21 protein-coding genes are annotated in these 25,162 nt (G+C 73.9%); 12 read left to right on the top strand and 9 right to left on the bottom strand.

Annotation, left to right across the window (positions count from 1 at the left end; genetic code table 11):
• Positions 1 to 104: 104 nt before the first annotated feature.
• The 4 genes from LZ495_RS18245 (at position 105) to LZ495_RS18260 (ending at position 5,197) form a co-directional block, all read left to right on the top strand.
• A complete protein-coding gene (locus LZ495_RS18245) occupies positions 105 to 1,475 on the top strand; it encodes an MFS transporter (RefSeq protein WP_235053308.1) in 1,371 nt (456 codons plus the stop codon).
• Positions 1,476 to 1,657: 182 nt separating this feature from the next.
• Positions 1,658 to 2,659: a DUF3050 domain-containing protein gene (locus LZ495_RS18250; RefSeq protein WP_308268313.1), complete on the top strand. Its 1,002-nt coding sequence runs from the start codon at positions 1,658 to 1,660 to the stop codon at positions 2,657 to 2,659.
• Between the two features lie 88 nt (positions 2,660 to 2,747).
• Positions 2,748 to 3,869 carry a M24 family metallopeptidase gene (locus LZ495_RS18255; RefSeq protein WP_235053310.1) on the top strand — a complete coding sequence of 374 codons (1,122 nt, stop codon included), beginning with the start codon at positions 2,748 to 2,750 and terminating at the stop codon, positions 3,867 to 3,869.
• A 182-nt stretch (positions 3,870 to 4,051) separates the two neighbouring features.
• A complete protein-coding gene (locus tag LZ495_RS18260; protein WP_235053311.1) occupies positions 4,052 to 5,197 on the top strand; it encodes an acyl-CoA dehydrogenase family protein in 1,146 nt (381 codons plus the stop codon).
• Between the two features lie 204 nt (positions 5,198 to 5,401).
• Here LZ495_RS18260 and LZ495_RS18265 read toward each other — a convergent pair whose 3' ends face one another.
• From LZ495_RS18265 to LZ495_RS18285, 5 genes are all read right to left on the bottom strand, one after another.
• Positions 5,402 to 7,798, bottom strand: coding sequence for an MMPL family transporter (locus LZ495_RS18265; protein ID WP_235053312.1), 2,397 nt, complete (start codon positions 7,796 to 7,798; stop codon positions 5,402 to 5,404).
• A gap of 302 nt (positions 7,799 to 8,100) precedes the next feature.
• Complete coding sequence (locus tag LZ495_RS18270; RefSeq protein WP_235053348.1) at positions 8,101 to 8,733, bottom strand: response regulator; 633 nt, start codon at positions 8,731 to 8,733, stop codon at positions 8,101 to 8,103.
• Between the two features lie 115 nt (positions 8,734 to 8,848).
• On the bottom strand, positions 8,849 to 10,291 hold the full coding sequence (locus tag LZ495_RS18275; protein ID WP_235053313.1) for a sensor histidine kinase: 1,443 nt from the start codon (positions 10,289 to 10,291) through the stop codon (positions 8,849 to 8,851).
• 162 nt (positions 10,292 to 10,453) lie between these two features.
• Entirely contained in the window at positions 10,454 to 10,981 is a 528-nt protein-coding gene (locus tag LZ495_RS18280) for a hypothetical protein (protein ID WP_235053314.1), read from the bottom strand.
• A gap of 264 nt (positions 10,982 to 11,245) precedes the next feature.
• The gene (locus LZ495_RS18285) at positions 11,246 to 12,250 is read right to left on the bottom strand and encodes a hypothetical protein (protein WP_235053315.1); all 1,005 of its coding nucleotides are present in this window, start codon (positions 12,248 to 12,250) and stop codon (positions 11,246 to 11,248) included.
• A 106-nt stretch (positions 12,251 to 12,356) separates the two neighbouring features.
• Between LZ495_RS18285 and LZ495_RS18290 the strand changes: the two genes are divergently transcribed.
• Positions 12,357 to 12,797: an Lrp/AsnC family transcriptional regulator gene (locus LZ495_RS18290; RefSeq protein WP_235053316.1), complete on the top strand. Its 441-nt coding sequence runs from the start codon at positions 12,357 to 12,359 to the stop codon at positions 12,795 to 12,797.
• Between the two features lie 556 nt (positions 12,798 to 13,353).
• On the opposite strand, the gene LZ495_RS18295 is transcribed toward LZ495_RS18290, so the two are convergent.
• Positions 13,354 to 13,968 (bottom strand): CGNR zinc finger domain-containing protein, encoded by a 615-nt coding sequence (locus LZ495_RS18295; RefSeq protein WP_235053317.1) that lies wholly within the window; start codon positions 13,966 to 13,968, stop codon positions 13,354 to 13,356.
• A 94-nt stretch (positions 13,969 to 14,062) separates the two neighbouring features.
• Between LZ495_RS18295 and LZ495_RS18300 the strand changes: the two genes are divergently transcribed.
• Positions 14,063 to 14,410 carry a VOC family protein gene (locus LZ495_RS18300; protein ID WP_235053319.1) on the top strand — a complete coding sequence of 116 codons (348 nt, stop codon included), beginning with the start codon at positions 14,063 to 14,065 and terminating at the stop codon, positions 14,408 to 14,410.
• A 142-nt stretch (positions 14,411 to 14,552) separates the two neighbouring features.
• Complete coding sequence (locus LZ495_RS18305) at positions 14,553 to 15,104, top strand: methylated-DNA--[protein]-cysteine S-methyltransferase (protein ID WP_235053320.1); 552 nt, start codon at positions 14,553 to 14,555, stop codon at positions 15,102 to 15,104.
• 74 nt (positions 15,105 to 15,178) lie between these two features.
• Here LZ495_RS18305 and LZ495_RS18310 read toward each other — a convergent pair whose 3' ends face one another.
• Together LZ495_RS18310 and LZ495_RS18315 are read right to left on the bottom strand one after the other, a co-directional pair.
• Positions 15,179 to 16,063 (bottom strand): ABC transporter permease, encoded by an 885-nt coding sequence (locus tag LZ495_RS18310; protein ID WP_235053321.1) that lies wholly within the window; start codon positions 16,061 to 16,063, stop codon positions 15,179 to 15,181.
• Entirely contained in the window at positions 16,060 to 17,169 is a 1,110-nt protein-coding gene (locus LZ495_RS18315; RefSeq protein WP_372498591.1) for an ATP-binding cassette domain-containing protein, read from the bottom strand. The genes LZ495_RS18310 and LZ495_RS18315 overlap by 4 nt, the downstream gene beginning before the upstream one ends.
• A gap of 140 nt (positions 17,170 to 17,309) precedes the next feature.
• Here LZ495_RS18315 and LZ495_RS18320 point away from each other — a divergent pair, with 140 nt between their 5' ends.
• From LZ495_RS18320 to LZ495_RS18330, 3 genes are all read left to right on the top strand, one after another.
• A complete protein-coding gene (locus LZ495_RS18320) occupies positions 17,310 to 18,086 on the top strand; it encodes a TetR/AcrR family transcriptional regulator (protein ID WP_235053322.1) in 777 nt (258 codons plus the stop codon).
• Positions 18,087 to 18,407: 321 nt separating this feature from the next.
• Positions 18,408 to 21,347 carry an SCO1167/SCO6262 family helicase gene (locus tag LZ495_RS18325; RefSeq protein WP_235053323.1) on the top strand — a complete coding sequence of 980 codons (2,940 nt, stop codon included), beginning with the start codon at positions 18,408 to 18,410 and terminating at the stop codon, positions 21,345 to 21,347.
• Entirely contained in the window at positions 21,344 to 22,618 is a 1,275-nt protein-coding gene (locus LZ495_RS18330) for an SWIM zinc finger family protein (protein ID WP_235053325.1), read from the top strand. Before LZ495_RS18325 ends, LZ495_RS18330 begins: the two co-directional genes overlap by 4 nt.
• Positions 22,619 to 22,730: 112 nt before the next feature.
• Here the strand turns inward: LZ495_RS18330 and LZ495_RS18335 are convergent, their stop codons facing one another.
• On the bottom strand, positions 22,731 to 23,498 hold the full coding sequence (locus LZ495_RS18335) for a hypothetical protein (RefSeq protein WP_235053326.1): 768 nt from the start codon (positions 23,496 to 23,498) through the stop codon (positions 22,731 to 22,733).
• Positions 23,499 to 23,964: 466 nt separating this feature from the next.
• On the opposite strand from LZ495_RS18335, the gene LZ495_RS18340 reads away from it, so the two are divergent.
• Positions 23,965 to 24,543, top strand: coding sequence for a hypothetical protein (locus tag LZ495_RS18340; protein ID WP_235053328.1), 579 nt, complete (start codon positions 23,965 to 23,967; stop codon positions 24,541 to 24,543).
• A gap of 207 nt (positions 24,544 to 24,750) precedes the next feature.
• Complete coding sequence (locus LZ495_RS18345) at positions 24,751 to 25,002, top strand: hypothetical protein (RefSeq protein ID WP_235053329.1); 252 nt, start codon at positions 24,751 to 24,753, stop codon at positions 25,000 to 25,002.
• Positions 25,003 to 25,162 lie beyond the last annotated feature (160 nt).

Genomic DNA, 25,162 nt, shown 5'->3' on the forward strand with positions numbered 1-25,162 from the left:
GCCCGCTCTCGCCGCAACCGGGTCCGGCCGGCCCCTTCGGCCCGGCCCGCCCGCCGATCCTGCACAGCCACGTACGACCACGCCCCCGGAAGGGGTACTTCACCATGGCAGCCGACCAGGCTTCCGACCCGACCGCCGCAATATCCTCCGGCTCCGCCGCCGGCCGCCCGGCCGATCCCGCCGCGGACCACGACGCCCGCACCCTGCGCCGCGCGCGGTTCGGCATCGCCGGGACGTTCGGCCTGGCCGGCGCCCTGTGCGCGGTGTGGACCGTCCGGGTCCCCGCACTCAAGGACAAGCTCGACGTCTCCGACGGCCAACTGGGCCTGGTCGTCCTCGCCTTCGGCGTCGGCGGCATCGCCTCGATGGCCCTGATGGGCCGCCTCGTCGCGCGCTACGGCAGCCGCCGCCTGCTGCGCATCGCGGTCCCGCTGTGCACGCTCGCGGTGGCCTGCATCGGCCTGTCCCCGACACTGCCCGTCATCCTCGCGGCCGGCCTCGCCTTCGGCGTGGTCTTCGGCGTGACCGACGTCGCCATGAACACCCAGGCCTCGCTGCTCGAACAGCGGTACGGGCGCTCCCTCATGGCCGGCATGCACGCCGGCTGGAGCATCGGCGCCGTGGTCGGCGGCCTGCTCGGCGCGCTCGCCGCGCGCGCCGGCCTCGGGTTCACCGCCTCGGTCGCCATCGCCGCCGCGGCCGGCGTGCCGGTCGCGCTCTGGCTGCGCGGCACTTACCTGCCCGACGCCCCTCCGGCCCGCCGTCCGGGCGCGGCCCGGCAGGAGAGCACCGCGGCACCCGGGGCCGCGGACGCGAAGACCGGCACGCCCGGCAAGGCCCGCATCCGGCTGCCGCTCGCGGTCTACGTCGCCGGGGCCATCGCCTTCTGCGCGTTCATGATCGAGGGCGCGGTCGCCGACTGGAGCGGCCTCTACCTGCGCGACACGCTCGGCTCCGCGGAGGCCGTCGCCGCGCTCGCCTACCCGCTCTACGAGGCCGCGATGGCCGCCGGACGGCTCACCGGCGACCGCATCACGAACCGGCTCGGCGCCCGGACCGTGCTCACCTTCTCCGGCCTCGCCACCGCGGCCGGCCTGGCGATCGCCCTCGCGGCACGCGGCACCGCGGCCGGACTGGCCGGGTTCTTCCTGGTCGGTGTCGGCGTGTGCCTGGTCGTCCCGCTGGCCTTCTCGGTCGGCGGCGCACTCGGCGGCGGCGACCCCGCCCGCGCGGGTGTGGCCATCGCCCGGGTCGGGGCGATGGCCTATACCGGACTGCTCCTCGGCCCGGTGCTGATCGGCTTCCTCGCCGACGCCTCGACCTTGCGCACCGGCCTCGGCGTCACCGTCGGCCTGGCCGTGGTGGTCGCGGTCGGCGCCCGATTCCTGCCCGGCGGACGGCACTTGGCGCACGACGCGCCTGCCGCGACCGGCGCAGCCGAACACCCGGAGAACGCCGAGCGTTTGGCGGCATGATCCCAGAAATGCGGTCGGAATCGGCAGCTTTCGCCGATTCCGACCGCACCGCGTGACCCCGCGCCTACCGTGTGGAGCCGCCGCGGGCCCGGATGACGTCGGGCCGTGCCGTCCCCGCCCCCGGCCCCGCCCTGCCCATCCCACAGGGCCGCCGTGCCCGCCGACCCAGTGGGGGAACCGCCGTGGACGCCATACGCCATCCCGAAATGCCCGGCACCACCGGCACGACACGCACCACCGAGCCCATGCCCGGACCCATCGGCGGACCGGTCCCCGGACCGGCCGCCGCAGCGACCAACGGACTCCCGCGCCCGCCCGCCGATGCGGGCGTCCTCGGACTGCCGCGCGCCACCCGGCTGCTCGGCGAGACCGCCCCGGCCCGGCAGCGCGTGCTGCGCCACCCCGTCTACCGGATGCTCAGCCGGCCGGACGACATCCGGGTGTTCATGGAGCACCACGTCTTCGCCGTCTGGGACTTCATGTCCCTGCTCACCGTGCTGCAGCGCGAACTGACCTGCGTCGCCGTGCCCTGGACGCCGCGCGGGCACCCCGAAGCGCGGCGCCTGGTCAACGAGATCGTGCTCACCGAGGAAAGCGACGAGACCAGCCTCGGCCCGCGCAGCCACTTCGAGATGTACCTGGAGGCCATGGGCGCCGCGGGCGCCGACACCGCACCCGTGCTCTGCTTCCTCGACCTGCTGTCCGACGGGCTGAGCGTCCCCGAGGCCGTGCAACTGTGCGGCGCACCGCCGGCCGCCGCGGCGTTCGTGGCGCAGACCTGGCGCATCGTCGAACACGCCCCCGTGCACTGCGTGGCCGCCGCGTTCGCGCTGGGCCGCGAGGAGCTCGTGCCGCGCATGTTCGAACACGTGCTGGGCGACCCCGTCGCGACCGGAGAGGGCGGCACCGCCGGACACCTGCCCGGCCCGGGCCCGCTGTCCGACGAGACCGCCGACTTCACGCTCTTCCGCGAGTACCTCCAGCGGCACATCGAAGTGGACGGCGACGAGCACGGCCCCATGGCTCTCCGCCTGCTCGAAGACCTGTGCGGCCTGCAGCCGCGCCGCTGGCGCGAGTGCGCGGGCACCGTCACCGTCGCGCTGCGCGCCCGCGCGACGCTGTGGGACGCGGTCGCCGAGGCGGTCCGCGAACGCCGCGCGGTCCCGGCCTACGCACACCGCTGACCGACCGGGCCCGGCGCTGCCTCCGGACAGCCTGAACAGGCCGTTCCCCGCGCAGCGCCGGGCCCGCGATCGTTCTAGATTGGCCCTCGTGAGCCACAACACGGATCTGTACCCCACCGACCGCCTCGCCGCCGCCGCCAAAGCCGCTGCCGAGGCCGGACTCGACGCCCTGCTCATCAGCCCGGGCGCCGACCTGCGCTACCTCACCGGCTACGAAGCCCTGCCGCTGGAGCGCCTCACCTGTCTGGTCGTACCCGCCGACGGCGATGCGTTCCTGGTCGTCCCCGGCCTCGAAAAGCCCGCCGCGGAGGCCTCGCCGGCCGCCCGGCTCGGCATCGACATCGCCGGCTGGGCCGAGACCGACGACCCGTACGCGCTGATCGCCGGCCGCCTCCCCGGCGGCCTGGCCAAGGTCGGCGTCGACAACCACATGTGGGCCGAGAAGCTCCTCGCGTTCCGGCGCGCGATGCCCGGCACCGAGCAGTCGCTGGCCGGCGACGTGCTGCGCGAGATGCGCATGCGCAAGACGCCCGCCGAGATCGAGGCACTGCGCGAGGCGGGCGCCGCGATCGACCGCGTGCACGCCCAGGTCGGCACTTGGCTGCGGGCCGGCCGCACCGAGCGCGAGGTGGGCCGCGACATCGCCGACGCGATCATCGCCGAGGGCCACGTGCGGGTCGACTTCGTCATCGTCGCGTCCGGCCCCAACGGCGCCAGCCCGCACCACGAGGTCTCGGACCGGGTGATCCGGCCGGGCGACCCGGTGGTCGTGGACATCGGCGGCACCACGCACGACGGCTACTGCTCGGACGAGACCCGCACCTACTGCGTGAGCGAGCCGCCCGCTGACTTCGCCGCCTACTACGCCGTCCTCCAGCGGGCCCAGCAGGCGCAGCGCGACGCGGTCCGCCCCGGCATCACCGCCGAGCAGCTCGACTCGGTGGGCCGCGACATCATCGCGGACGCCGGATACGGCGAGTACTTCGTGCACCGCACCGGGCATGGCATCGGCCTGGAGACCCACGAGGAGCCGTACATCGTGGCCGGCTCGCCGCTCGTCCTCGAACCGGGCATGGCGTTCTCCATCGAGCCGGGCATCTACCTGCCCGGCAAGCACGGCGCCCGCATCGAGGACATCGTGGTGTGCGGCGCGGACGCGGGCGAGCCGGTCAACCACCGGCCGCACGACCTCGCCGTCGTCGACGCCTGACGCCGCCGCCCGGCCCGGGGGGACCTGCCCCGGGTCGGGCGCCGCAGGCCTGGCCCGGGCCGTGCTGCCGTCCCGGGCGGGCCCTGCGTACGATCGGACCGTGCCGCGCGGCGACCCCGCCCGGCATCCCCTGTCGGAACACCGCCGGACCCCCACAAAGGGCCCCACGGAAGGACGCACCGATGGCTGTCGTGCGCAGCATGCCCACCGAGGAAGCCGAAGCGCTCCTCGACCTGACCCGCGAACTTGTCGCCAAGCAGGTCGCCCCGCGCGCCGCCGCCGACGAGGACGCCGCGCAATTCCCCCGGGACGTCTTCCGCACGCTGGGCGCGGCCGGGCTGCTGTCGCTGCCGTATCCGGAGGAGTACGAAGGCGGCGGCCAGCCGTACGAGGTGTACCTGCAGGTCCTCGAAGAGCTCGCCGCCGGATGGCTCGCGGTCGGCCTCGGGGTCAGCGTGCACACGCTGTCCTGCTACCCGGTCGCCCAGTTCGGCACCGACGAGCAGCGCGCGGCCCGCCTGCCCGCCATGCTCTCCGGCGAACTCCTCGGTGCGTACTGCCTGTCCGAGCCGCAGTCCGGCTCCGACGCGGCCGCGCTGACCACCCGGGCCCTCGCGGACGGCGACGGATACACGGTCACCGGCACCAAGGCCTGGACGACGCACGGCGGCGTCGCGGACTTCTACACCGTCATGGTGCGCACCGGCGAGCCCGGCCCGCGCGGCATCAGCACGCTCATCGTGCCCGCCGACGCGGACGGCCTGAGCTTCGCGGCCCCGGAGCGCAAGATGGGCATGCGGTCCTCGCCGACCGCGCAGGTGCACCTGGACGGCGTCCGGGTGCCGCTCGCGGACCGCATCGGCGAGGAGGGCATCGGCTTCAAGATCGCCCTGGCCTCGCTCGACTCGGGCCGGCTCGGCATCGCCGCGTGCGCGGTCGGCGTGGCCCAGGCGGCCCTCGACGCGGCTGTCGAATACGCCCGCGAGCGACGCCAGTTCGGTGCCCCGATCGCGGACCTGCAGGGCATCCAGTTCATGCTCGCCGACATGGCCACGGCCGTGGCGGCCGGCCGCGCGCTCTACCTGACCGCGGCCCGGCTGCGCGACGCGGGGCGGCCGTTCGGCAAGGAGGCCGCGATGGCCAAGCTGTTCTGCACGGATGCCGCGATGCGCGTGACCACGGACGCTGTGCAGGTGTTCGGCGGCTATGGCTACACCACCGACTTCCCGGTGGAGCGCTACATGCGTGAGGCGAAGGTGCTCCAGATCGTGGAGGGCACGAACCAGATCCAGCGCATGGTGATCGGCCGCCACCTCACCCGCCCCTGACACCGCGGCCCGCGAGCCGGGCGAACATGCGGCCGCCGCCGTGCCCTTGGGCGCGGCGGCGGCCGTTTCCGTGCATGGTGCGCGTGCTGCTTGCCGTGCCTGTGCGACGTGCTCTTGCGTCGTGCTTTTGCGTCGTGCCCGTACTGCCCTGCCCGGCCCCCCGAGGACCCCCGATAGCGCCGCCACCCCCTGGCGGCACATCGGTTAGGACGGGCCGCCGACCCCGGATGGTTCCCGTACGGGACCGGAGATTTCGCCGGACCCGGCACCGGCCGTGCCGGACGCTTCCCAGGCCGGTTCAGCCGCCTTCGCATCGGCCTGCGCCGGGCCTCCGGACTGCGATGCGCCCTCGGTGAACCCGTACTTGCCGTGCAGGCGCCGCAGCGGCCCCGGCGCCCACCACGCGGCCCGGCCCAGCAGCGTCATCGCGGCCGGCACCGCCAGCATCCGCACCACGGTCGCGTCCAGCACGATCGCCAGCGTCAGGCCGAGGCCGATCTGCCGGATCGGCGAGAACCCGCCGGTGGTGAACGCCGCGAAGACCACCACGAGCAGCAGCGCCGCCCCGGTCACCACCCGGCCGCTGCGCTGCAGGCCCTTCGCCACCGCAGCGCGCGGCTCGCCGCCGGCCAGCCACTCCTCGCGGATCGCGGACAGCAGGAACACCTCGTAGTCCATGGACAGTCCGAACGCGATTGCGGCGATCAGCACCGGCGCCGTGGAGTCCACCGCGCCCAGTCCCTGCCCGAAGTGCCCGTCCTGGAACACCCACACGACCACGCCCAGCGCGGCGCCGACCGACAGGACGTTCGACAGCACGGCCTTCAGCGGCAGCAGCACCGACCCGGTGAAGGCGAACAGCAGGACCAGCGTGGCCAGCACGATGAGCCCCACCGCGTACGGCAGCCGGTCGCCGAGCATCGCGTCGTAGTCCACCAGGCGGGCCGCCGGGCCGGTCACCTCGATGTCCAGCGCGGCGTGCGCCCCGCTGCCGCGCAGGTCCCGGATGTCCCGCACGACGCGCTGCGCGGCCGGCCCGTCGGACGCGGTGCCGGCCGGGAGTCCGGCGCGGACGGTGAACACGGCGGTGCCGTCCGGCATCCGGCGCTCGCCGACCTCGACGACACCCGGCACCTTCGCGAGATCGGCGGCCAGCGCCCGGGTGTCCGGACCCGCACCGGTCGCGGCACCGGGCCCGTCCGCCCGGACCAGTACGGTGACCGGGTCGGCCACATACTGCGCACCGAAGTCGTCGCGGACCTTCTCGTAGACCTGCCGGGACGCGGACGACTCGGGCAGCGACCGCGCATCGCCGCCGGACAGCCGCATGCCGGCGGCCGGCAGCGCGAGCACTGCCAGCGCGGCGGCCAGCAGGGTGAGGACGAGGACGGGACGCTTGCCGACCAGCCGCGCGGCCCGGGCGAACACGCGGCCCTCGCGTGCCGTCCGCTTCGCCGGGCTGATGCGGTGCCCGAACAGCCGCAGCAGGGCCGGCAGCAGGGTCAGTGCGGCGATCATGTCGATGGCCACCACCGCGGCGCCCGCCATGCCGATGCCGCGCAGGAAGGGGTCGGGGAAGACCAGCAGGCCGGCCAGCCCCGCGGAGACCGTCAGACCCGAGACGAGGACGGTGCGCCCGGCGGTGGCCGCGGTGCGGCGTACCGCGCTGTCCACCGTGCCGTCGCCGTCCGCCAGTTCCTCGCGGAACCGGGTGACGATCAGCAGCGCGTAGTCCACCGCGAGCCCGAGGCCGAGCATCGTGGTCACCTGCACCGCGTACACCGACACGTCGGTCACCAGGCTGAACCCGAACAGCACGAGGAACGTCGAGGCGATCCCGACCAGCGCCACGGCCAGCGGGAGGCCGGCCGCCACCACGCCGCCGAAGACGATCAGCAGCAGGATCACCACGACCGGCAGCGAGATCAACTCGGCCTTGCTCAGGTCGCGTTCGGCCTGCGCCTCCATCTCGTGGTCGAGCAGTGGACCGCCGCCGACCTGCACGCTCGGCGCGTCGATGCCGGCCAGGATGGCTGCCGCCTGCTGCGCGGTGTCCAGCGAATCGGGCATGCCGTCGCGCGAGCTGATGTCGACGCGGATCAGCACCGCTCGGCCGTCGCGGGCGGGCGGCAGCGCGTCCGGTGCCGTGTACGGGTCGGCCACCGAGGCGACCCCGGGCAGCGCCCGCACCCGGTCGGCCGCGGCGCGGACCTGCTCGGCGAACCGGGTGTCGTCCGCGGGGCGTCCGGACACGACCGCGGTGATGGTCTCGCTGCCCGCCCCCGCCGCGTTGTCGAGCCGCTCCAGCGTCGCCGCGGCCCGGTCCGACTCGCTGCCCGGCACGATGCCGACCGCGGGGTCCAGGCGCCCGAACACCGCGCTGCCCAGGGCGAATCCGCCGACCGCGACGACCGCCCACACGACCAGCGCGAACCACGCGGGGCCGCGCCGGCTCCGGCACTTCGCGGCGCGGGGCGCCGGACCGGCCCCGTCCGGCGCGGGCGGACCGGACGTGCCGCGGCCTCTGCGGCGGCGCGGCGGACGCGAGCCTCCCGGGTTCCCGTCGTCCGGGCAGAGCGGCGGCTGGAGGATCACGGGCATGGCGGAACTCCCCGGGTGAGTGGCGGATTTCGTGGCCGCGACGCGTCCCGGGCGGCGGTGTCGCGGCGGCCGGGGCGGTGCGGTCTTTCCGGGATCCATGCTCGTCCGCGGACGGGTGCCGCCGGATCGCCGCCGCGGGTGGTCTTACCGGATCACCGGCACGGGGGATGAAGCGCCGGCGGCTCGCCTGCGCGGGGGAGCAGAGGGGCGCGGATCGCCCGTACGGGGGAGACCGCACGGGGGTGGTTCATCCCGGCGGAGGCCGGTCCGGAAACCGGCCTCCCCGCGCGGCTGTTCGGCCGTCAGCTCTCCGGGACGACCAGGCCCGTCTCGTACGCGCAGATCACCGCGTGCACGCGGTCCCGCAGGCCCAGCTTCGCCAGCACGTTGCCGACATGCGTCTTGACGGTGTGCTCGCTGATCACCATCTCCGCCGCGATCTGCGCATTCGACAGGCCGCGGGCGAGCAGCAGCAACGTCTCGCGTTCGCGCTCGGTGAGCACGCCGAGACGGGCGTCCGGCGCTTTCCCGGCGCCGGTGCCGTCGCCGGAACCGTCCTCGCCCTGCGGCCGGGCGGCCACCATGCGCGTGATGAGCCGCCGCGTCACGGACGGCGCCAGGAGGGCTTCACCGGCCGCCACCACCCGTACCGCGTGCACGAGGTCGTCGCGCCGGACGTCCTTGAGCAGGAAGCCCCCGGCGCCCGCCTGCAGCGCGTCGTAGACGTACTCGTCGTGGTCGAAGGTGGTCAGCATGACCACCCGGGAGTCGGTCTGCGCGCAGACCTGCCGAGTCGCCTCGATGCCGTCCATGCGCGGCATGCGGACGTCCATGAGCACCACATGCGGCCGGAACTCCCGCGCCGCGGCCACCGCCGCGACCCCGTCCGGCACTTCGGCGACCACGGTGATGTCCGGCTGCGCGTCCAGGATCATCCCGAACCCGCTGCGCACCAGCTCCTGGTCGTCGGCGACCACCACGCGGATCTGCGCGGGCTGCGCGGTGGCGGAGGCGTGGGTCTCGGCGGTGGCGCGGTCGGCTGTCACGCCGTCAGTTTCGCGTACCGAGGACCTCGTCCGGGACCGGGGCGGCCGAATCGCCCGGGGCACCCGCCCGGTCGGCGGGGAGCGGCGGCGAAGGGACTTCTCCGACGGGCGGCGTGCAGAGCCCGCCCGGTCCGGCGATGCCGGCGATGGACCAGGGCGGGGATACCGGTCCGGCCGGCGGCACGGGAACAGGCTCTGCCGGGGCGGCGGGCAGTGGAAGGGGCAGGCGCGTGGCGACGCGGAAGCCGGGGCCGCCGGCGGCCGGTCCCGCAGTGAGGGTGCCGCCGACCGCCTCGATGCGCTGGGCGAGGCCGACGAGGCCGAACCCGGAATCGGCGGACGCCGTCTTCTGCGCGCCGATGCCGTCGTCGCGGACCTCGACGTCCAGCGCGTCGGGGCCCCAGGCGAGGCGGACTTCGGCCCGCGAGGCGCCGGCGTGCCGGACCGTGTTGGTCAGCGATTCCTGCACCAGCCGGTAGACCGCGAGGGAGCGGTCGGCGGCCAGCGGAACCGGCGTGCCGGTGGCTTCCAGCGTGATCTGCAGGCCGGTCTCGCGGACCCGGGCCAGGAGTTCGGGCAGGGTGTCGACGCCCGCCTGCGGGGCCCGCTCCTCGCCCGCGGCGCCGTCGTCGTCCTGCCCGGGGCGGTTCAGCAGGCCGAGCATGCGGCGCAACTGCGCCATCGCATCGCGCCCGGCGTCCGCGATCGCCTCGAACGCCGCCTCGGCGCGCGCCGGATCGCTGCGCACCACGACCGGTCCGGCCTCGGCCTGCACGACCATCAGGCTCACCGCGTGCCCCAGGATGTCGTGCATCTCGCGGGCGATCCGCTCGCGCTCGCGGGACGCGGCGCGGTCCGCCTCCAGGTCGCGCTCGCGGGCCAGTTGCTCGGCGCGGGCCTCCAGCGCCGCGGCGTACGCGCGGCGCGTGCGGGCCGAGCAGCCCAGCACGTACGCGGTCAGCAGGCTGAGCATCGGGAACATGTTGCCGTACAGCAGGTCCTGCACGCTCACCCCGGCGGCCAGCAGGCCGATGAGGCTCAGCAGCGGGATCCAGCGGCGCACGCTGTCCGGCCCGCGGTCCGCGACGGTGTAGACGCCGACCAGTGCGCCATACTGCAGGTGCTGGCTGGGCAGTCCCGGCATGCGGTCGTAGACGATAGCGGCGAGCGCCACGGTCACCCCTGTGCCGAACGGCCACCGGCGGCGCCAGACCAGCGGCACGGAGCCGATCACGACGAGCACATAGCCGTACCACTCGACCTCCGAGTGCACGGTGCCCTCGTCGTCGATGCGCAGCAGGGCGAGCATCGTGCACAGCACGATGAACGCGAGGGCGGCGTCGGCCGGGTAGTTCCCGTACCGGGTGCACCGCTCCTGCACCCACGCGGTGCCGCGGACCAGGGGGGCGGGCACTGCGGCGGCAAGGGCCTCTTTGACGGCGGCCACGCTGCGGGCCTTTCGGACGGCGGCGGTCGGACGCCTCCGAGTATCCGGGGCGCCCCGCGCGAGCGACTCCCCCGCACGGGGGATCTGCACCGCGCCCATATGCGGGCACACGGCTGCGCCCCGCGGCGAAGTGGCGCCGCCGCGGGGGATGGTGACCCGGAGTCAGCTGCCGGCGTGGGAGAAAGGCCGGGTACGCCAGTGCAGTCCGGGCGGCAGCGTCAAGGCCGGGGGCGCCGGAGCTTCCGGCTCGGCGACCGGGACGGCGTCCGCCTCGGGATCGGAAGGCCGCCCGGAGCCGGGGCAGACCCGCACCGCGAACGGCGCCGTCGCCTCGGGCAGCACGGCATGCACGGGCACGCTGAGCCGGACGCCCACCGGCGCGTCGGAGGCATCGCCGTGCTCGTGCGGCCCGGCGTGCTCCGGGAGTTCGGCGGGTCCGGCAGGTGCTGCGTGCTCGGCGGCGCCTTCCGGGTCGTGCTCGTCCGCATCCCGGCCGTGGTCCGGGGTGAGGACGGTCCCGCAGTCCGCGCAGCGCAGCCGCGCCGGTGCGGGCGCCGGTCTTGCCGGGGCGGCCTCGGGGGCGAGCCGGAGAGTTCTGCCGGGGGCCGTCGGCCCGGCGTGGTCGTCGCCCGAGTCGAGATCGTCGTCGAGACGGTGATGCTCGCGGAGGTCGAGGGCGGCGGTCGTCATGCGCGCACCTCGTCCCGCATGGTTCCGGTGTCGCCGAGTGCGCACCTCTGGAGGGTTCGCGCGCTGCGCTTGCTCACGGGGGTCCCCCTGTCGCCTGCGCGGACGTACCCGTGGGTTCCGGGAGTCCCGCTGCGCCGACCATAGCCGCGATGGGCGACACGGGGCAGTACCCAGTTCCCGCACGTACGCGGTTGGCCGGAATAATCCCGATAAGCCCCGTCGAATCGGGGCTTCCGGCGTTGCCCGCAGGAAACCGACGGACCGTCAGGTGGTCCGGACCGGTGCCCTCCGGGTCCGCTTCTTGGCCGGTACGGGCGGCGCGGCCGGCGTGCTGACCTCGGTCGGATGCGGCTCCACGGCCCGGCGCAACTGCTCCAGCCGGTACGGCAGCGGCTCCCATCCGGGACGCCCCACCATGTCGGCGTTCACCTGCACGACGGTCCGGGTGTACGCCCGGGCCAGCCCGCGCGGCATCAGCGGCATGCCCGGCGGCCGCAGCCTCGCCTGGCCTTCCGCGTCCAGCACGCCCGCGTGGTTGCCGCGCACCGACACCCACAGCGATTTCGCGCCGCCCTGCACCTCGCGGACCAGGTCCTCGCGGACGTCGAGCCAGTGCCGCAGCGCGGACCGGGTGTGCCCGGACAGTTCGTGCACCTCGGTGGCCGGCGGCGCCACCGAGCGGGCCTGCGGTTTGCGGACCACGGTGACGGTGTCGAGGTCGGGACCCAGGTCGGCGAGCTCGAGCGCGCATAGTTCACCGGCCCGGGCGCCGGTGTCCAGCACCACGCCGACCAGGGCGAACAGGCGTACCCGCCCGGGGTCCGCACCCGGCCGGTCGGCGGCGGCCTCCAGCCAGCCCTGCAGCAGCGAGCGCTGCCGGGCGCCGACCGGGGTCTTGAGCTCCTGCATGGCCGGGCGCTCGGGGAGCTCGGCGGGGACCTCGCCGGCCCGGGCAAGGATCTCCAGGCAGTCGATGCGGACCCGGATACTGGCCACCGTCGACCTGCCCGACCCGGCCACCGCCCGGGTGCGCAGCTCGCCGCGCGAGGCGAGGTCGAGGTACGCGGTCAGCGGCTCCGCGGAGAAGAGCGCGGCGAGCGAGGAGCCGGCCCCTTCGGGGAAGCCCTCGCGCACCACGGCGCGCCGCAATTCGCCGGCCACCCAGCGTAGTTGGCGGGCGCGCGCGGGGGAGGTGTCGTCCCGGGATGTCACCCGCAGAAGGGCGCGGTCGAGTTGTTCGAGCGCACGCAGGCGGCCTGACGTCGTCATGCCGGCCAGCCTAGCCCGCCAATAACGGGCCGCACTCGGACACGCGGGGACACGCGGGGACTCGGGCGGCCGAAGCACCGGAGCCGCCATGCCCTAGGTTGGCGGCGTGGAGGACCTCGATCGACAGATCGTCCGGCTGCTTGTCCGGGACGGTCGCATGAGCTACACCGACCTGGGCAAGGCCACCGGCCTGTCGACCTCGGCGGCGCACCAGCGCGTCCGCAGGCTGGAGCAGCGCGGCGTGATCCGCGGCTACGCGGCCGTGGTGGACCCCGATGCGCTCGGCCTGCCGCTCACCGCGTTCATCTCGGTGAAGCCGATCGACCCGGCCGCCCCGGACGACGCCCCCGAGCGGCTCGCGGACCTGGAGGAGGTCGAGGCCTGCCACAGCGTGGCCGGCGACGAGAGCTACATCCTCAAGGTGCGGGTCGGCGCTCCCGGCGACCTCGAGTCGCTGCTCGCGAAGATCCGCGCGGCGGCGAACGTCTCGACGCGCACGACGGTGGTGCTCAGCACGCCGTACGAGGGGCGCCCGCCGAACATGTGACGCGCGGGTGTCCCGGGCGCTGAAGCCGAGTGCCGAAGGCCGGGTGCTGAAGATCCGGGGCGTTGTCGCGTCGCGGGGCCATCCGGCCTGCCTTGTGACCGCGCCTGCCCCTCCGCGGGGGAGGCCGGCCGCGGCCCGCCAACACGGGGGCGGGGTGCGGGCCGCGGCCGGCCGGGGCGGGGGCCTTGTCGCCAGATTACGCCCGCCCGAGACTCCGCCGAGGCCGCTTCCGCGGATTCGCCGGGGAATTGCGCGCGAGGCGAACAGCCGTACGGGACAACGGAGATCGCCGCTGTGAGCGGTGGCGAGGGCGAAGCCGGGACGAGGCCTGCCGGACGCGCCGAAGCCGGTCCGAACGGTTGCAAAGGTGGCCGGACCGCGGCGTTCCGCGGCCGGTCCGAGGGCGGAATCCGACCGCTTTGTGGCCGCCTTCCTGCTTCCTGCTCTCTCGTTCTTCCTGCTCTCTCGTTCCCGCGTCCGACTTCGGTGCATGCCGGTTGCGCCTGCCCGCGGTGCCGACCTGCAGTGTCCGCCGGCGGTGCCGACTTGCCTGCGGTTATTTGCTGCGCTTGCGGAACGCCCTCGCCTTGGCGCGGTTGCCGCACACGGCCATCGAGCACCACGACCGGGACCGGTTGCGGGAGTTGTCGTAGTACGCCCATGCGCACTCCCGGCACGCCTTCATGCGCGGCCATGCGCCGGACGCCACGGCCTCGGCCACGTCGCGCAGCAGGCCGGCGAGCACCGCGTCGACGGTCCCGTCCGCGTGCGGCACGAGTGCGGGCGGGTCTGCGAACGGGTCGAGGATAAGCGGGAGTTCGCGGGCGATGGCGGCCAGTTCGGCAGTTGCTGCGGGGCCGGGCGGTGCCGCGTCGGACTCGGCTGCGTCGCCGGCTGGGCCGTCGGTGTCGCCCGTGGTGCGCGGCGCATTGTTGTCCGCGAGGAGTGCGCGCAGGCCTTCGCGTACCACCCGCGTGCGCCGCAGCGCCTCGTCGTCCACCGCGGCCGCGCCGTCTTCGGGCAGCAGTCCCCGCCCGGCGAGCCAGGCGGCCAGGGTCGCCGGGTCGGTGAGCGACTCGGTCCCGGTGTCCGCACTGAAGGTGTTGACCAGCTCCTCGATCCCGCGCAGGGCCCCGGGGGCTGCGTCGGGCGCGGCTTCTTCTGCGGACATGGCTTCCCGTTCCAACCTGCTATTGACGATAGCCGGTTACGCTAACTAGTGTTTCTGCTTAGAAGGTTACGCGACGCCACGAGAAGGAATCCTCATGAGCCTCCGGATCGGCAGTATCGGCATCGACACCAACGACCTCGAAGCCGCGACCGCATTCTGGACCGCGGTCACCGGCTACAAGGTCGCGGCCCTGGAGGAGACGTACGCGGTCCTCGAGGACCCGGAGGGCAAGAACGTCGGGGTCGGCATCCACGTCGTCCCCGAACCGCGCGTCGGCAAGAACCGCCTGCACTTCGACCTGTTCGTGGACGACGTCGAGGCCGAGGCGGCCCGCCTGGAGGCGCTCGGCGCGGTGCGCGTGGCCCGGCACGGCGCGGGCGACGGCGGCTGGATCGTCTTCGAGGACAACGAGGGCAACCAGTTCTGCATCGCCGCCGAATGACCGCAGCGGGGCCGTGCGGCGATGTGCCGCCGCCTTGCCGGCGCAGGGCATTCCGTCCGCCGCCGGCCCCGCAGCCTGACGTCCGCCGCCGACTGCCGGCGGTCCGCCGTCGGCAGTCCGTACCGAGAGGCACACTGGACCCATGACGTCACCGCCGCCCCGAGGCTCCACGGTCTTCGACACCGCCATCGGCCGGTGCGGCATCGCCTGGGGGCCGCGCGGCATCGTCGCGGTCCACCTCCCGGAACGCGACGACGCCACGCTGCTCGGGCGGCTGCCCGAGGGCTACCCGCTCCTCGAACCCACCGCCGACCCGCCCGACGCGGTCCGCGCCGCGATCGCCGCGATCCGCGCCCTGCTGCGCGGCGAGGGCACCGACCTGTCCGGCATCGAACTCGACCTGGAGCACGTGCCGTCCTTCAACCGGCGCGTCTACGCGGTGGCCCGGACCATCCCGCCCGGGCAGACCATGACGTACGGCGAAGTGGCCCGCGAGATCGGCATGCCGGGCGCGGCCCGCGCGGTCGGGCACGCCCTGGGCCGCAACCCCTGCGCGATCGTGGTGCCCTGCCACCGGGTGCTCGCCGCGGGCGGGGCGTCCGGCGGCTTCTCGGCGCACGGCGGGGTGGCCACGAAGTGGCGCATGCTCACCATCGAGGGCGCTCCCGAGGCGCCGCAGCCGACGCTGTTCTGACGTCGGCTCCGGCAGCTCGTTCTTCTGACGTCGGCTCCGGCAGCTCCGGCAACTCGTTGCGCCTGTCTGCGGCCTTACCGGCTCAGGCGGTTGTACCTGCGTACCGCCAGCGGGAAGAACACCAGGGTGATCAGCACGGGCCAGGCGACCGCCAGTTCGACGGCGTGCCGGGCGGCGAACGAATCCCCGCCCCAGCCCGGGTTGCCGAACAGCTCGCGCGCCGCGCCGACCGTGGCGGACAGCGGGTTCCACTCGGCGATCGCGCCCAGCCAGCCGGGCATCGTCTCGGGCGACGCGTACGTGTTCGACAGGAACCCGAGCGGCCACACCAGCACCTGGATCGCGACCAGCGACTCCGGCCCCTTTGCGGCGAGGCCCAGGTAGATGCCGATCCACAGCAGCGCGAACCGGAGCAGTAGGAACAGCCCGAACGCGCCGAGCGCGCGCAGCAGTCCGTCGTGCCAGCTCCAGCCGACCGCGCGGCCGCACGCGACCATCACGGCCAGCCCGACCAGCGAATTGAGCAGGTCGGCGGTGCAGCGTCCGACCACCACGGCGGACGGGGAGATCGGCATCGAGCGGAACCGGTCGGTCACGCCGCGCGCCGCGTCCGTGCTGACTGCGGCGAAGGTCGTCTCGATGCCGAAGACCATGGTCATCGCGAACATGCCGGGCATGAGGAACTCGCGGTAGTCGCCGCCGCCCGGGACGTCCATCTGGCCGCCGAACAGGTAGCCGAACATCAGCACGATCATGACCGGGAACAGCAGGGCGAGGACCAGCGTGCCCGGCTGCCGGGCCCAGTGCATGAGGGTGCGCCGGGTGAGCGTCCACGAATCGGTCGCGGCCCAACGCAGGCGCGCGGCACGGCTGTCGGGCAATGCGGGCGGGACGAACGAGCCGCCTGGGGTCGGTGGCGGGGGAGCGGTGCTCGGAAGCGCCGTCGTCGGTGCCGTCATGTGTGCGCCTCCCGGTCGGATCGTGCGGTCGATGCGGCTGCGGGTTCCGCCGTTCCGGCTTCTGTCGCTGCGTCCGCTGCGTCCGCTGCGCCCGCTGCGTTCGCTGCCTCGGCGGGTGGGGTGCGGCTGCCGGTCAGGTCCATGAAGACCTCGTCGAGCGTGGGGCGGCGCAGCGCGATGTCGACGGCGTCGACGCCCGCTTCGCGGAGCCCGGCGGCGATCGCGGTGAGGGCCGCCACGCGGTCGCGGACCGGTACTCCGATGCGGCGCTGCGCCGCGTCGACCTCGGCGGCCGTGCCTGACAGGCGTTCCAGGACGGCGGTGGCGGCCGGGAGTTCGGCGTCCTCGGCGACCACCACGTCGATCCGGTCGCCGCCGAGCCGGGCCTTGAGGGCGTCGGGTGTGCCGCGGGCGATGACCCGGCCGTGGTCGACCACGGTGATCGCCTCGGCCAGCCGGTCGGCCTCCTCCAGGTACTGGGTGGTGAGCAGCACTGTGGTGCCGCCGGCCACCAGGGACCGTACGGCTTCCCAGACTTCGGTGCGCGCCCGCGGGTCGAGGCCGGTGGTCGGCTCGTCCAGGAACATCACCTGCGGTGCGAGGATCATCGCCGCGGCCAGGTCGAGGCGCCGCCGCATGCCGCCCGAGTAGCCGGACACCGGCTTGGTGCCGGTGTCCGCGAGACCGAAGCGCTCCAGGAGTTCGGCGGCCCGGGCGCGGGCCGCGCGCGGGGGCAGGTGGTAGAGGCGGCCGAACATCTCCAGGTTCTGCCGGCCGTCGAGCACCTCGTCGACCGAGGCGTGCTGGCCGAGGAGGCCGATGCGCATGCGCACCTCGGCCGGATGACGGGCCACGTCGTACCCGGCCACCTCGACGCGTCCGGCGTCGGCGCGCAGCAGCGTCGACAGGATGCGGACCGCGGTGGTCTTGCCCGCGCCGTTCGGGCCGAGCAGGCCGTGGACGGTCCCGCGCGGTACTTCGAGGTCGAACCCGTCGAGTGCGGGCTGCCCCGCGTAGGCCTTGCGCAGCCCCTCGGCCCGGATCGCGACGCCGCCCGCCGTGCTCGGTGTCCGCGGCGTCCTGCTGCCCGGCGTGCCGGGCGACACTCCGGGAGGCGCCCCGATGGAGGCAGTCACAGCAGGCCCTCCTAAACTATGTACACTGTACGGACTTACTACGTACACCGTACGGTACGGCGTACGAAGTTCCGAGCGTACGGCGTACGTATTTATGTGAGGCAGGTCACATGGCTGCGGAAAAGCCCGGCAGGTCCGACCCCGCGCGCACGCTGGCGCTGCTCTGGCGTGCCAAGGAGCCGCCGGCCCGCGGCCCGAAGCCGGGCCTCAGCGTGGACCGGATCGTCGCGGCCGCGATCGGCCTCGCGGACGACAGCGGGGTGGGCTCGCTGTCCATGCGCCGGGTCGCCGAGCGGCTGGGCGTCGGGACGATGTCGCTCTATACGTACGTGCCGGGCAAGGACGAGTTGCTCAACCTGATGCTGGACGCGGTGCTCGCGGAGGTCGAGGAGCGCCGCCCGGTCGGCTTCATCGGGACCTGGCGCGAAGCGCTCGAACAGCACGCGCGGGCCGACCGGGCGGTCGCGCTGCGGCATCCGTGGGTGGTTTCGCTGAGCACTCCGGGGCTGATGCTCATGGGGCCCGCCGAGACCGCGCGCTCCGAGTTCGCGATGAAGGCGGTCTCCGAGATCGGCCTCACGCAGCGCGAAATGGTCGACGTGGTCAACCTGGTGGACGGTTACGTGCGCGGCGTCGCGCAGATCACCGCGGACATCGGCACCGCGAACCGGGAGTCGGATGTGGACTACGAGGACTGGTGGGAGAAGGCCACGCCGATGCTCGAACGGTTCATCCAGCAGAGCCGCTATCCGACGTTGTACGCGGTGTGGAACTCGGGCGCGTTCGAGACGCCGCCGGAGGAGGGCTTCGAGTTCGGACTGCAGCGGCTCCTCGACGGCGTGGAGCAACTGGTCGAGGCCCGCGCGGCGGCGAGCCCAGGCGACTGAAGCGACCGAAGCGACCGGAGCGGCCGAAGCGACTCGACTTCCGAATTGCCGACGCGTTTGCGGGTGCCGCCCTGCCGCACACGGCGCCGGCAATCTGCAGCTTCAGTCGCTTCAGTCGCTGTGTGGCGGCGCTTGGTGGCGTGACCTGCGGAAATGCCGAGCGACTCAACATCCGGCCGTCCGCTCGGCGGCGGTGATCCGCGGGGAAGTCCATGTGTCGGTGCGGCCGGGAACAATCCGGCCGACTTCCTCGTTTGATCTCCGTACGACGTACCGTACGCTGTACGGAGTCATGGCTCGGCATCTTCCGGAGGACCCTGCATGCGGATCGGCACCGCCGACAGCTTCACCCCGCCCGTCCCGGCGCCCGCGCCGGCCGACGCCGCCGCGCTCGCGCGGTGCGCGCCGGTGTTCGAACCGGCCGATCCGCCCCGCGCCGCGCACGTCGTCTTCTGGAGCCCCGACGGCGTCGACCTCCCGGCCCGCGCCGGGGAGGCGGTCACGCTGACCGTCGCCGCGCCCGACCCGCGCACCGGGACGGTCACGCGGCAGGACGTCCCCGCGCTGCGCCTCCCGGTCGCCGCGGCGGTCCCCGTCCTGTCCCGGGCCCGCACCGCCCCCGGCGCGCATCGCGCCGCCGCGTTCTGGGGCGCGGTCTGCGTCGCCGCCCTCCAACTCGTCGCCCGCGGCCGCATCCTGCCCGGACTCACCGCGGGGGACGTCGACGCCTGGCGCGTCGGCCCGCTGGACGCCGCCGACATCGCCCGCATCCGCGACCTCGCGCACGCCATGCCGCCCGAGGCCCGCGCGGTGCCGGTCGCCGGCTCCGCACCCGGCACCGTGCTCGAACTCGCGGACGCCGAAGACCTGGTCCGCGGCCTCCTCGACGCCATCGCCGACACCATGCCCCGCACCCCGGCCGCCGCCCGCGCGGCCGGCACGCCGCTCTTCGCCGCCCGGACGCCGACCCGCGCGCCTCGCCTGCGCCCGTGGGCCGACGACGTCGCGGCCGGGCTCGACGCCGGGCTGCGCGCCTCGCTGCGCATCGAACTCCCCGGCGCCGACGGCGACTCGGACGGTCCCGATGCCGAACTCGACGACTTCGGAGAAGATCTCGGCGCCCGCGGCTTCAGGGCTGTCGTCCAGCTGCACAGCCTCGCCGACCCCACGGTCGTCGTGGACGCCGGAACCCTGTGGGCCGCCCGCCCCGGTGCCGACCAGGAAGCACTCGTCGCCCGCCTCGGCCCCCGGGCCCGCCTGGACGCCACCGTCGCGGTCCGCCGCGCGGCCGACGCCTGGCCGGTCCTGGACCGCATCCTGCAGCAGGCCGTCCCGGACGCCCTCGACCTCGCCGACGACGAACTCGGCGAACTCCTCGGCCCGGCGGGCGCGCGCCTGGCCGCCGCCGGCATCGACGTCCACTGGCCGCGCAAGCTCGTCCGCAGCCTCACCGCCAAGGCCGTGGTCGGCGCCCCCGACGGACTGCGCGACGAACCGTCCGCGCGCCCCTCGTTCTTCGGCGGCGGCGCGGCCTTCGCCTTCCAATGGCGGCTCGCCATGGGCGGCACGGACCTCACCGACGCCGAGATGGACGCGCTCGCGGAAGCCCGGCGCCCGGTCGTCCGGCTGCGCGACCAATGGATGCTGGTCGACCCCGAAATACTGCGCAAGGCCCGCGAACGCGACCTCAAACCGCTCGCCGGACTCGACGCACTCGGCGCCGCACTGACCGGCACCGCCGAAGTCGACGGCACCCGCATCCCGGTCGAGGCCGACGGCTGGCTCCGCGCCCTGCGCGAACGCATCGCCGACCCCGACGCGGGCAGCGAACCCGTCGAGGCCCCGGCCGCGCTCGCCGCCACCCTGCGCGACTACCAGCTGCGCGGCCTGCGCTGGCTGGCCCGCATGACCGAACTGGGCCTGGGCGGCTGCCTCGCCGACGACATGGGTCTCGGCAAGACGATCACCCTGATCGCGCTGCACCTGCACCGCCAGACCGACGAGGCCACCGCCGGACCGACCCTGGTGGTCTGCCCGGCGTCCCTGCTCGGCAACTGGGAACGCGAGATCCGCCGCTTCGCCCCCGGCACCGCCGTACGCCGCTTCCACGGCGCCCGCCGCGATCTCGCCGACGTGGCCGACGGGTTCGTGCTCACCACGTACGGCACCATGCGCCGCGACGCGGACGCCCTCGGCACCGTGCCATGGGGCCTGCTGGTCGCCGACGAGGCGCAGCACGTCAAGAACCCGAGGTCCGGAACCGCCAAAGAACTGCGCCGCATCCCCGCTCTGGCGCGCGTCGCACTGACCGGCACCCCGGTCGAGAACAACCTCGCCGAGCTATGGGCCGTCCTCGACTGGACCACCCCCGGACTCCTCGGCCCGCTCGCCGCGTTCCGCAACCGGTGGGCGGTCCCGATCGAGTCGCGCAAGGACCCGGCCGCCGCCGAGCGGTTCGCGCGCCTGGTACGCCCGTTCCTCCTGCGCCGCCGCAAGTCCGACCCCGGTATCGCCCCCGAACTCCCGCCCAAGACCGAGACCGACCAGCCCGTCTCGCTCACCGCCGAGCAGGCCGCGCTCTACGAGGCGACGGTCCGCGAGCTCATGGCCGAGATCGCCGGCAGCGTCGGCATCGCCCGGCGCGGGCGCGTGGTCAAGCTGCTCACCGGCCTCAAGCAGATCTGCAACCACCCTGCGCAGTACCTCAAGGAGGACAAGCCCAAGCTCACCGGACGCTCCGGCAAGCTCGAACTCCTTGACGAACTCCTGGACACCATCACCGCCGAGGGCGGCGCGGTCCTGGTCTTCACCCAGTACGTCGCCATGGCCCGGCTGATCGAACGCCACCTCGCCGCGCGCGGCATCGCCGCCCAACTCCTGCACGGTGGAACCCCGGTGCCGCGCCGCGAGGAGATGGTCCGGCGCTTCCAGGACGGCGAAGTGCCGGTCTTCCTGCTGTCCTTGAAGGCGGCCGGCACCGGCCTCAACCTCACCCGGGCGGACCACGTCGTGCACTTCGACCGCTGGTGGAACCCGGCCGTCGAGGACCAGGCCACCGACCGCGCGTACCGGATCGGGCAGACCCGCCCGGTGCAGGTGCACCGGTTCATCGCGGAAGGCACCATCGAGGACCGCATCGCCGACATGCTCGCCGCGAAGCGGTCGCTCGCCGACGCGGTCCTGTCCTCCGGCGAGGCCGCGCTCACCGAACTCACCGACGCCGAACTCGCGTCCCTCGTCGAGCTGAGGAGTGCCCGATGACCGAAGCCACCGAAGCCTCTGGCGCTGCGGCCCAGGGATTCCCGGCCTTCCCGGCCGGCCGCCGCGGCGGCCGCGGGTTCGCCCGCTCCTGGTGGGGACGCGCCTGGATCGCGTCCGTCGAGGACGCCGCCCTCGACCTCCAGGCACTCAAGTCCGGCCGCAAGTACGCCTTCACCGGCCGGGTCGGCAGCATCACGGTCAGCCCCGGCCGGCTGTCCGCACCCGTCTACGGCGAGGCCGACACGTACCGCACCACCGTCGCCCTGCAGCCGCTGACCGACGCCCAATGGGACCGCTTCCTGGCCCAGGTCGCCGCCCGCGCCGGGCACATCGCGGCACTCCTGGACCGCGACATGCCACCGGACCTCGTCGCCGCCGCCGAGGACGTGGACGTCCCGCTGCTGCCCGGCATCGGCGACCTCGACCCGGACTGCGACTGCGAGGACTGGGGCCACCCGTGCCGGCACGCTGCCGCACTGGCGTACCAGGCTGCGTGGCTGATCGACGAGGACCCGTTCCTCCTCATGCTGCTCCGCGGGCGTGGTGAAGCGGAGTTCATCGCCGCTTTGCAGCTCCTGAGCGCCGGAGGCCGGCCGGCGGACAGCGTCGCCGACGGCTTTGGGGCTGCGGCCGCCCGTACCCGCCCGACCGTAAGCGCATCGGACGCCTACGCCTCATACGCGGATGCTTCGATAGCAGCGCTGCCGCCGGACCCTGAACTTCCGGACAGTGCAGGCGAGATGCCAGCCATTCCGGCGAGCGACGCCTTCGACACTGCGCTCCTGCGTATCCTGGCGCGCGACGCAGCCCGGCGCGCGTACGACCTGATGGCCGACGCCGGGTCCGACGCCGCTTGGTGGCTGGACGAACGCGCCGACGCCGTACGCCTCGCCGCAACGCACGCCGACGCGCTCGCCCACACCGACGCGTACGACCGCCTACGCGAAGGCCACGACCGCCCGGCGGACTTCCCCCGGGCCGTCGCCGCCTGGACGTTCGGCGGTGCTGCGGGCCTCGCTGTCCTGGACCACGCCTGGACTCCGTCCCGCACAGAACTCGCTCACGCCAAAGCAGAGTTGTCTCGTCTGGACGACGAACCCGGCGCCCCTGACTTCCGCACCTGGCGCAACCGCTGGACCGACGAGCCCGCCGGAGTCCAACTCCGCCTGAGCCCCGACGGCCACTGGCACCCGTACCGCCTCGACACCGGCACCTGGTGGCCCGCGGCTGCCCCTGCCCCCGACCCGGCAACAGCCCTGGCCGCTACCTGACCGACCCGAACTCCGCAACGAGACACCGGCACTTCGGCCGGAGCGGATCTCGTGTACGCGCCGGCAACTGATTCCCCGAGCCGGGGTGCGCGGACTGCCTGCTGCCGTCCCGTCAGAAAGGGACCGGGCCGGTCGTGTAGCCCGGGTCGGACGTCCAGAAGAACGAGCAGCCCACACCGCTGAACCGGCAGGTGCCGCTCTTGACCTTCCCGGTGAGCTGGAATTGCACGCGGACCTCCTCGCCGGGGGCGAGCGCCCGGGTCGAGGTCGCCGTACCGGTCGAGCCGCTGACCTGGCCCCGGGCGGCCCCGCCCTGCGGGCTGAAATCGAGGAAGGACGCCCCGCTCAGGCTGATCGTGAGCGTCCACGAGGGCAGCGGCTGCTTGGAGGTGTTGTTCAGGTACACATAGCCGGTCTCGGAGCTGATCTGGCTGACCGTGACCAGGACGTCCCCGGGGTTTGCCGACTGCGCGCCCGGCGCCGGGGCATTGCTTGCGGGAGCCGTACCGGCGCCGGGTGCGTTCGTGGCCGCGCCGCCACCCGGCAGCGCACCGCCCGGTCCAGGGACGCTTCCCGGGCCGGCCACGCCGGTCGGCACACCACCGGGTGGCGCACCGGACACCCCTGCGGACGGCTGCGCCCCTGATGCCGCCGGAGTCCCGGTTCTCTGGCTCGTCGACGCACTCCCCGGCGGTACCCCCGGCGCGGACGATACGGCCCCCGACGGCGGGCCGGACGATGTCGCACCGGCCAGCCGCACGTCCTGCTTCTGCTCCGGAGCGTCGTCGCTCACGAACGGCAGCCGCGCGCCGCCCCCCAGGCTCGTCAGTGCGACAGCCAGGAAGCAGACGGCCACTACGACGATCAGCGGTACGGCCACGCCTTGGACGGTCCCGTCGCCACGACGCCTCACACTGACTCCCAGGCCAAGCCCCGCCCCACCGGCGTGCGAAGAGCATGATCGTCGCGAAGCACCGCACCGGAAGCTATCCCCGCTGCGCGATCCACCCCGCGGGTTCCGTACGCCATCCCGCACAGTGCGGCACCCGGCTGCGGCGACGACGTTTTGGATTGCCGGCTGGACGCGCTGGTGGACGAGCCGCGCACGGGTGCGCGGCGCATGGTCACCGCCGAGCAGGTCGTCGTCGCCAGGCTGGAGCGCACCCCGGCCAGGGCCACGCAGTGGTTGCGGGCGTCCATAGGGCGCAGGCGACTTTCGGGTCGAAGGCCACCTTGCACGGACTGTGCGACGGAGCGGCCGAACCGGCATCTTGCGGCAGTACGTTGCGGCTGACACTGGTGCGTCCGCGACCGCCAACCCGACCCCGCAGCGGATACCCGCGACCGTGGCGGTCCGCCAGGCACGGCTGCGTGTCGCACTGGTCCTCGGTATCGCTGCCGTCGTCTACGCCGCCCAGTTCCCGTTCCTGATGGGACAGGCGGACAACTCAGGGACGTTCGGCGCGTTCGTGCTCGTCAACTCCGCTGGCTCCGCGGCCGTCTGGGTGTACCTGCGCGGACTCGGCGTGGCACGCGGGGACGTCGTCCAACATGGGCCGGACAAACGGTACTTGTCCGCTCGCACGCGCACCGGGACCCGTACGGTCGACCTGCACGAACTGCGCAGCGTGAGCAGCCGCCGGATCGCCATCACGACCGTCCACTCCCAGAAGAGCCTCGTCGTGAGGGACACCGCCGGCGCCCGACTGATTCTGAACGAGGGGCCCGCGTGGCGCAGCGTGAAGCGGGCGCTCGAACGCCCTGGCCGCCCCGCGATCGCCGTCGGCGAACTCGCCCGGTACGACCTCGGGCTCTCTGCCGACGACGACGGCCGCAGCGGCGCCCTCGTACTGCTGGGACATGTTGAAGTAGTGGCCGCCGTCGCCCTGGGTGCGCTCCTGATCCTGGTGCCAGGATCGCTCTAGTGTCATGTGTCTGATGTTCGTTGGTTGAGGCTGTGTCTCCGAGGCCCTGTGCGCCACATCAGCCTTCTGCCACACCGCGGCGCCGAAGATCGTCCCTCAGAAGGTGGTTGGCAGCGGGAGCGCAGCAGAGCTAGCGGCTCGTCCGTTGCTCCGGGCGCGGCCCGCCGTTGCGGTATGCCCAGCGGGCCCAGGGGGGAGGAGCGGGGCATGGGGATGCGGGCCGAGGAGCGGCAAAGCGCGGTGGTGCGGGGCTTCGGGGTGGCGTTGGTGGTGGCGCTGGTTGTGTCGCCGCTGGTTGCGGTCTTTGAACTTGCTGTCGGAGTGCTGGTGTTGATGGTCGCTGTCGTGCACAGCCGCGGGACGTTGCGGGGGAGCGCGCTGACTGCCGCGGCTGCGGGTGTTGGCCTGATGCTCGGTGGGGGTGCGTACGTCGCGGCGGGGTTGGTGATGTCGTTCTGATGGGCGGGCGCTCGTAGGGCCGTCGGGATCAGTCGGTCCTACGTTGTTGTGTGGGTTGATCATGGCCAGTCGTATGGTCATGGGGCCCAGAGACACCGGGTGTGGCTTTCAGTCGGTTGCCCTCGATGGTTCAGATCACCTGGCCGCCCGGTGTCTCACG

It is taken from the genome of Yinghuangia soli, from assembly GCF_021502675.1.
GTDB classification, from domain to species: Bacteria; Actinomycetota; Actinomycetes; order Streptomycetales; family Streptomycetaceae; genus Yinghuangia; species Yinghuangia soli.

Bases quoted from the DNA above. Each gene is read 5' to 3' on its own strand.
- LZ495_RS18245 (WP_235053308.1), top strand. From the start codon at position 105: ATGGCAGCCGACCAGGCTTCCGACCCGACCGCCGCAATATCCTCCGGC.
- LZ495_RS18260 (WP_235053311.1), top strand. From the start codon at position 4,052: ATGGCTGTCGTGCGCAGCATGCCCACCGAGGAAGCCGAAGCGCTCCTC.
- LZ495_RS18265 (WP_235053312.1), bottom strand. From the start codon at position 7,798: ATGCCCGTGATCCTCCAGCCGCCGCTCTGCCCGGACGACGGGAACCCG.
- LZ495_RS18270 (WP_235053348.1), bottom strand. From the start codon at position 8,733: ATGATCCTGGACGCGCAGCCGGACATCACCGTGGTCGCCGAAGTGCCG.
- LZ495_RS18280 (WP_235053314.1), bottom strand. From the start codon at position 10,981: ATGACGACCGCCGCCCTCGACCTCCGCGAGCATCACCGTCTCGACGAC.
- LZ495_RS18285 (WP_235053315.1), bottom strand. From the start codon at position 12,250: ATGACGACGTCAGGCCGCCTGCGTGCGCTCGAACAACTCGACCGCGCC.
- LZ495_RS18295 (WP_235053317.1), bottom strand. From the start codon at position 13,968: ATGTCCGCAGAAGAAGCCGCGCCCGACGCAGCCCCCGGGGCCCTGCGC.
- LZ495_RS18300 (WP_235053319.1), top strand. From the start codon at position 14,063: ATGAGCCTCCGGATCGGCAGTATCGGCATCGACACCAACGACCTCGAA.
- LZ495_RS18305 (WP_235053320.1), top strand. From the start codon at position 14,553: ATGACGTCACCGCCGCCCCGAGGCTCCACGGTCTTCGACACCGCCATC.
- LZ495_RS18310 (WP_235053321.1), bottom strand. From the start codon at position 16,063: ATGACGGCACCGACGACGGCGCTTCCGAGCACCGCTCCCCCGCCACCG.
- LZ495_RS18320 (WP_235053322.1), top strand. From the start codon at position 17,310: ATGGCTGCGGAAAAGCCCGGCAGGTCCGACCCCGCGCGCACGCTGGCG.
- LZ495_RS18325 (WP_235053323.1), top strand. From the start codon at position 18,408: ATGCGGATCGGCACCGCCGACAGCTTCACCCCGCCCGTCCCGGCGCCC.
- LZ495_RS18330 (WP_235053325.1), top strand. From the start codon at position 21,344: ATGACCGAAGCCACCGAAGCCTCTGGCGCTGCGGCCCAGGGATTCCCG.
- LZ495_RS18345 (WP_235053329.1), top strand. From the start codon at position 24,751: ATGGGGATGCGGGCCGAGGAGCGGCAAAGCGCGGTGGTGCGGGGCTTC.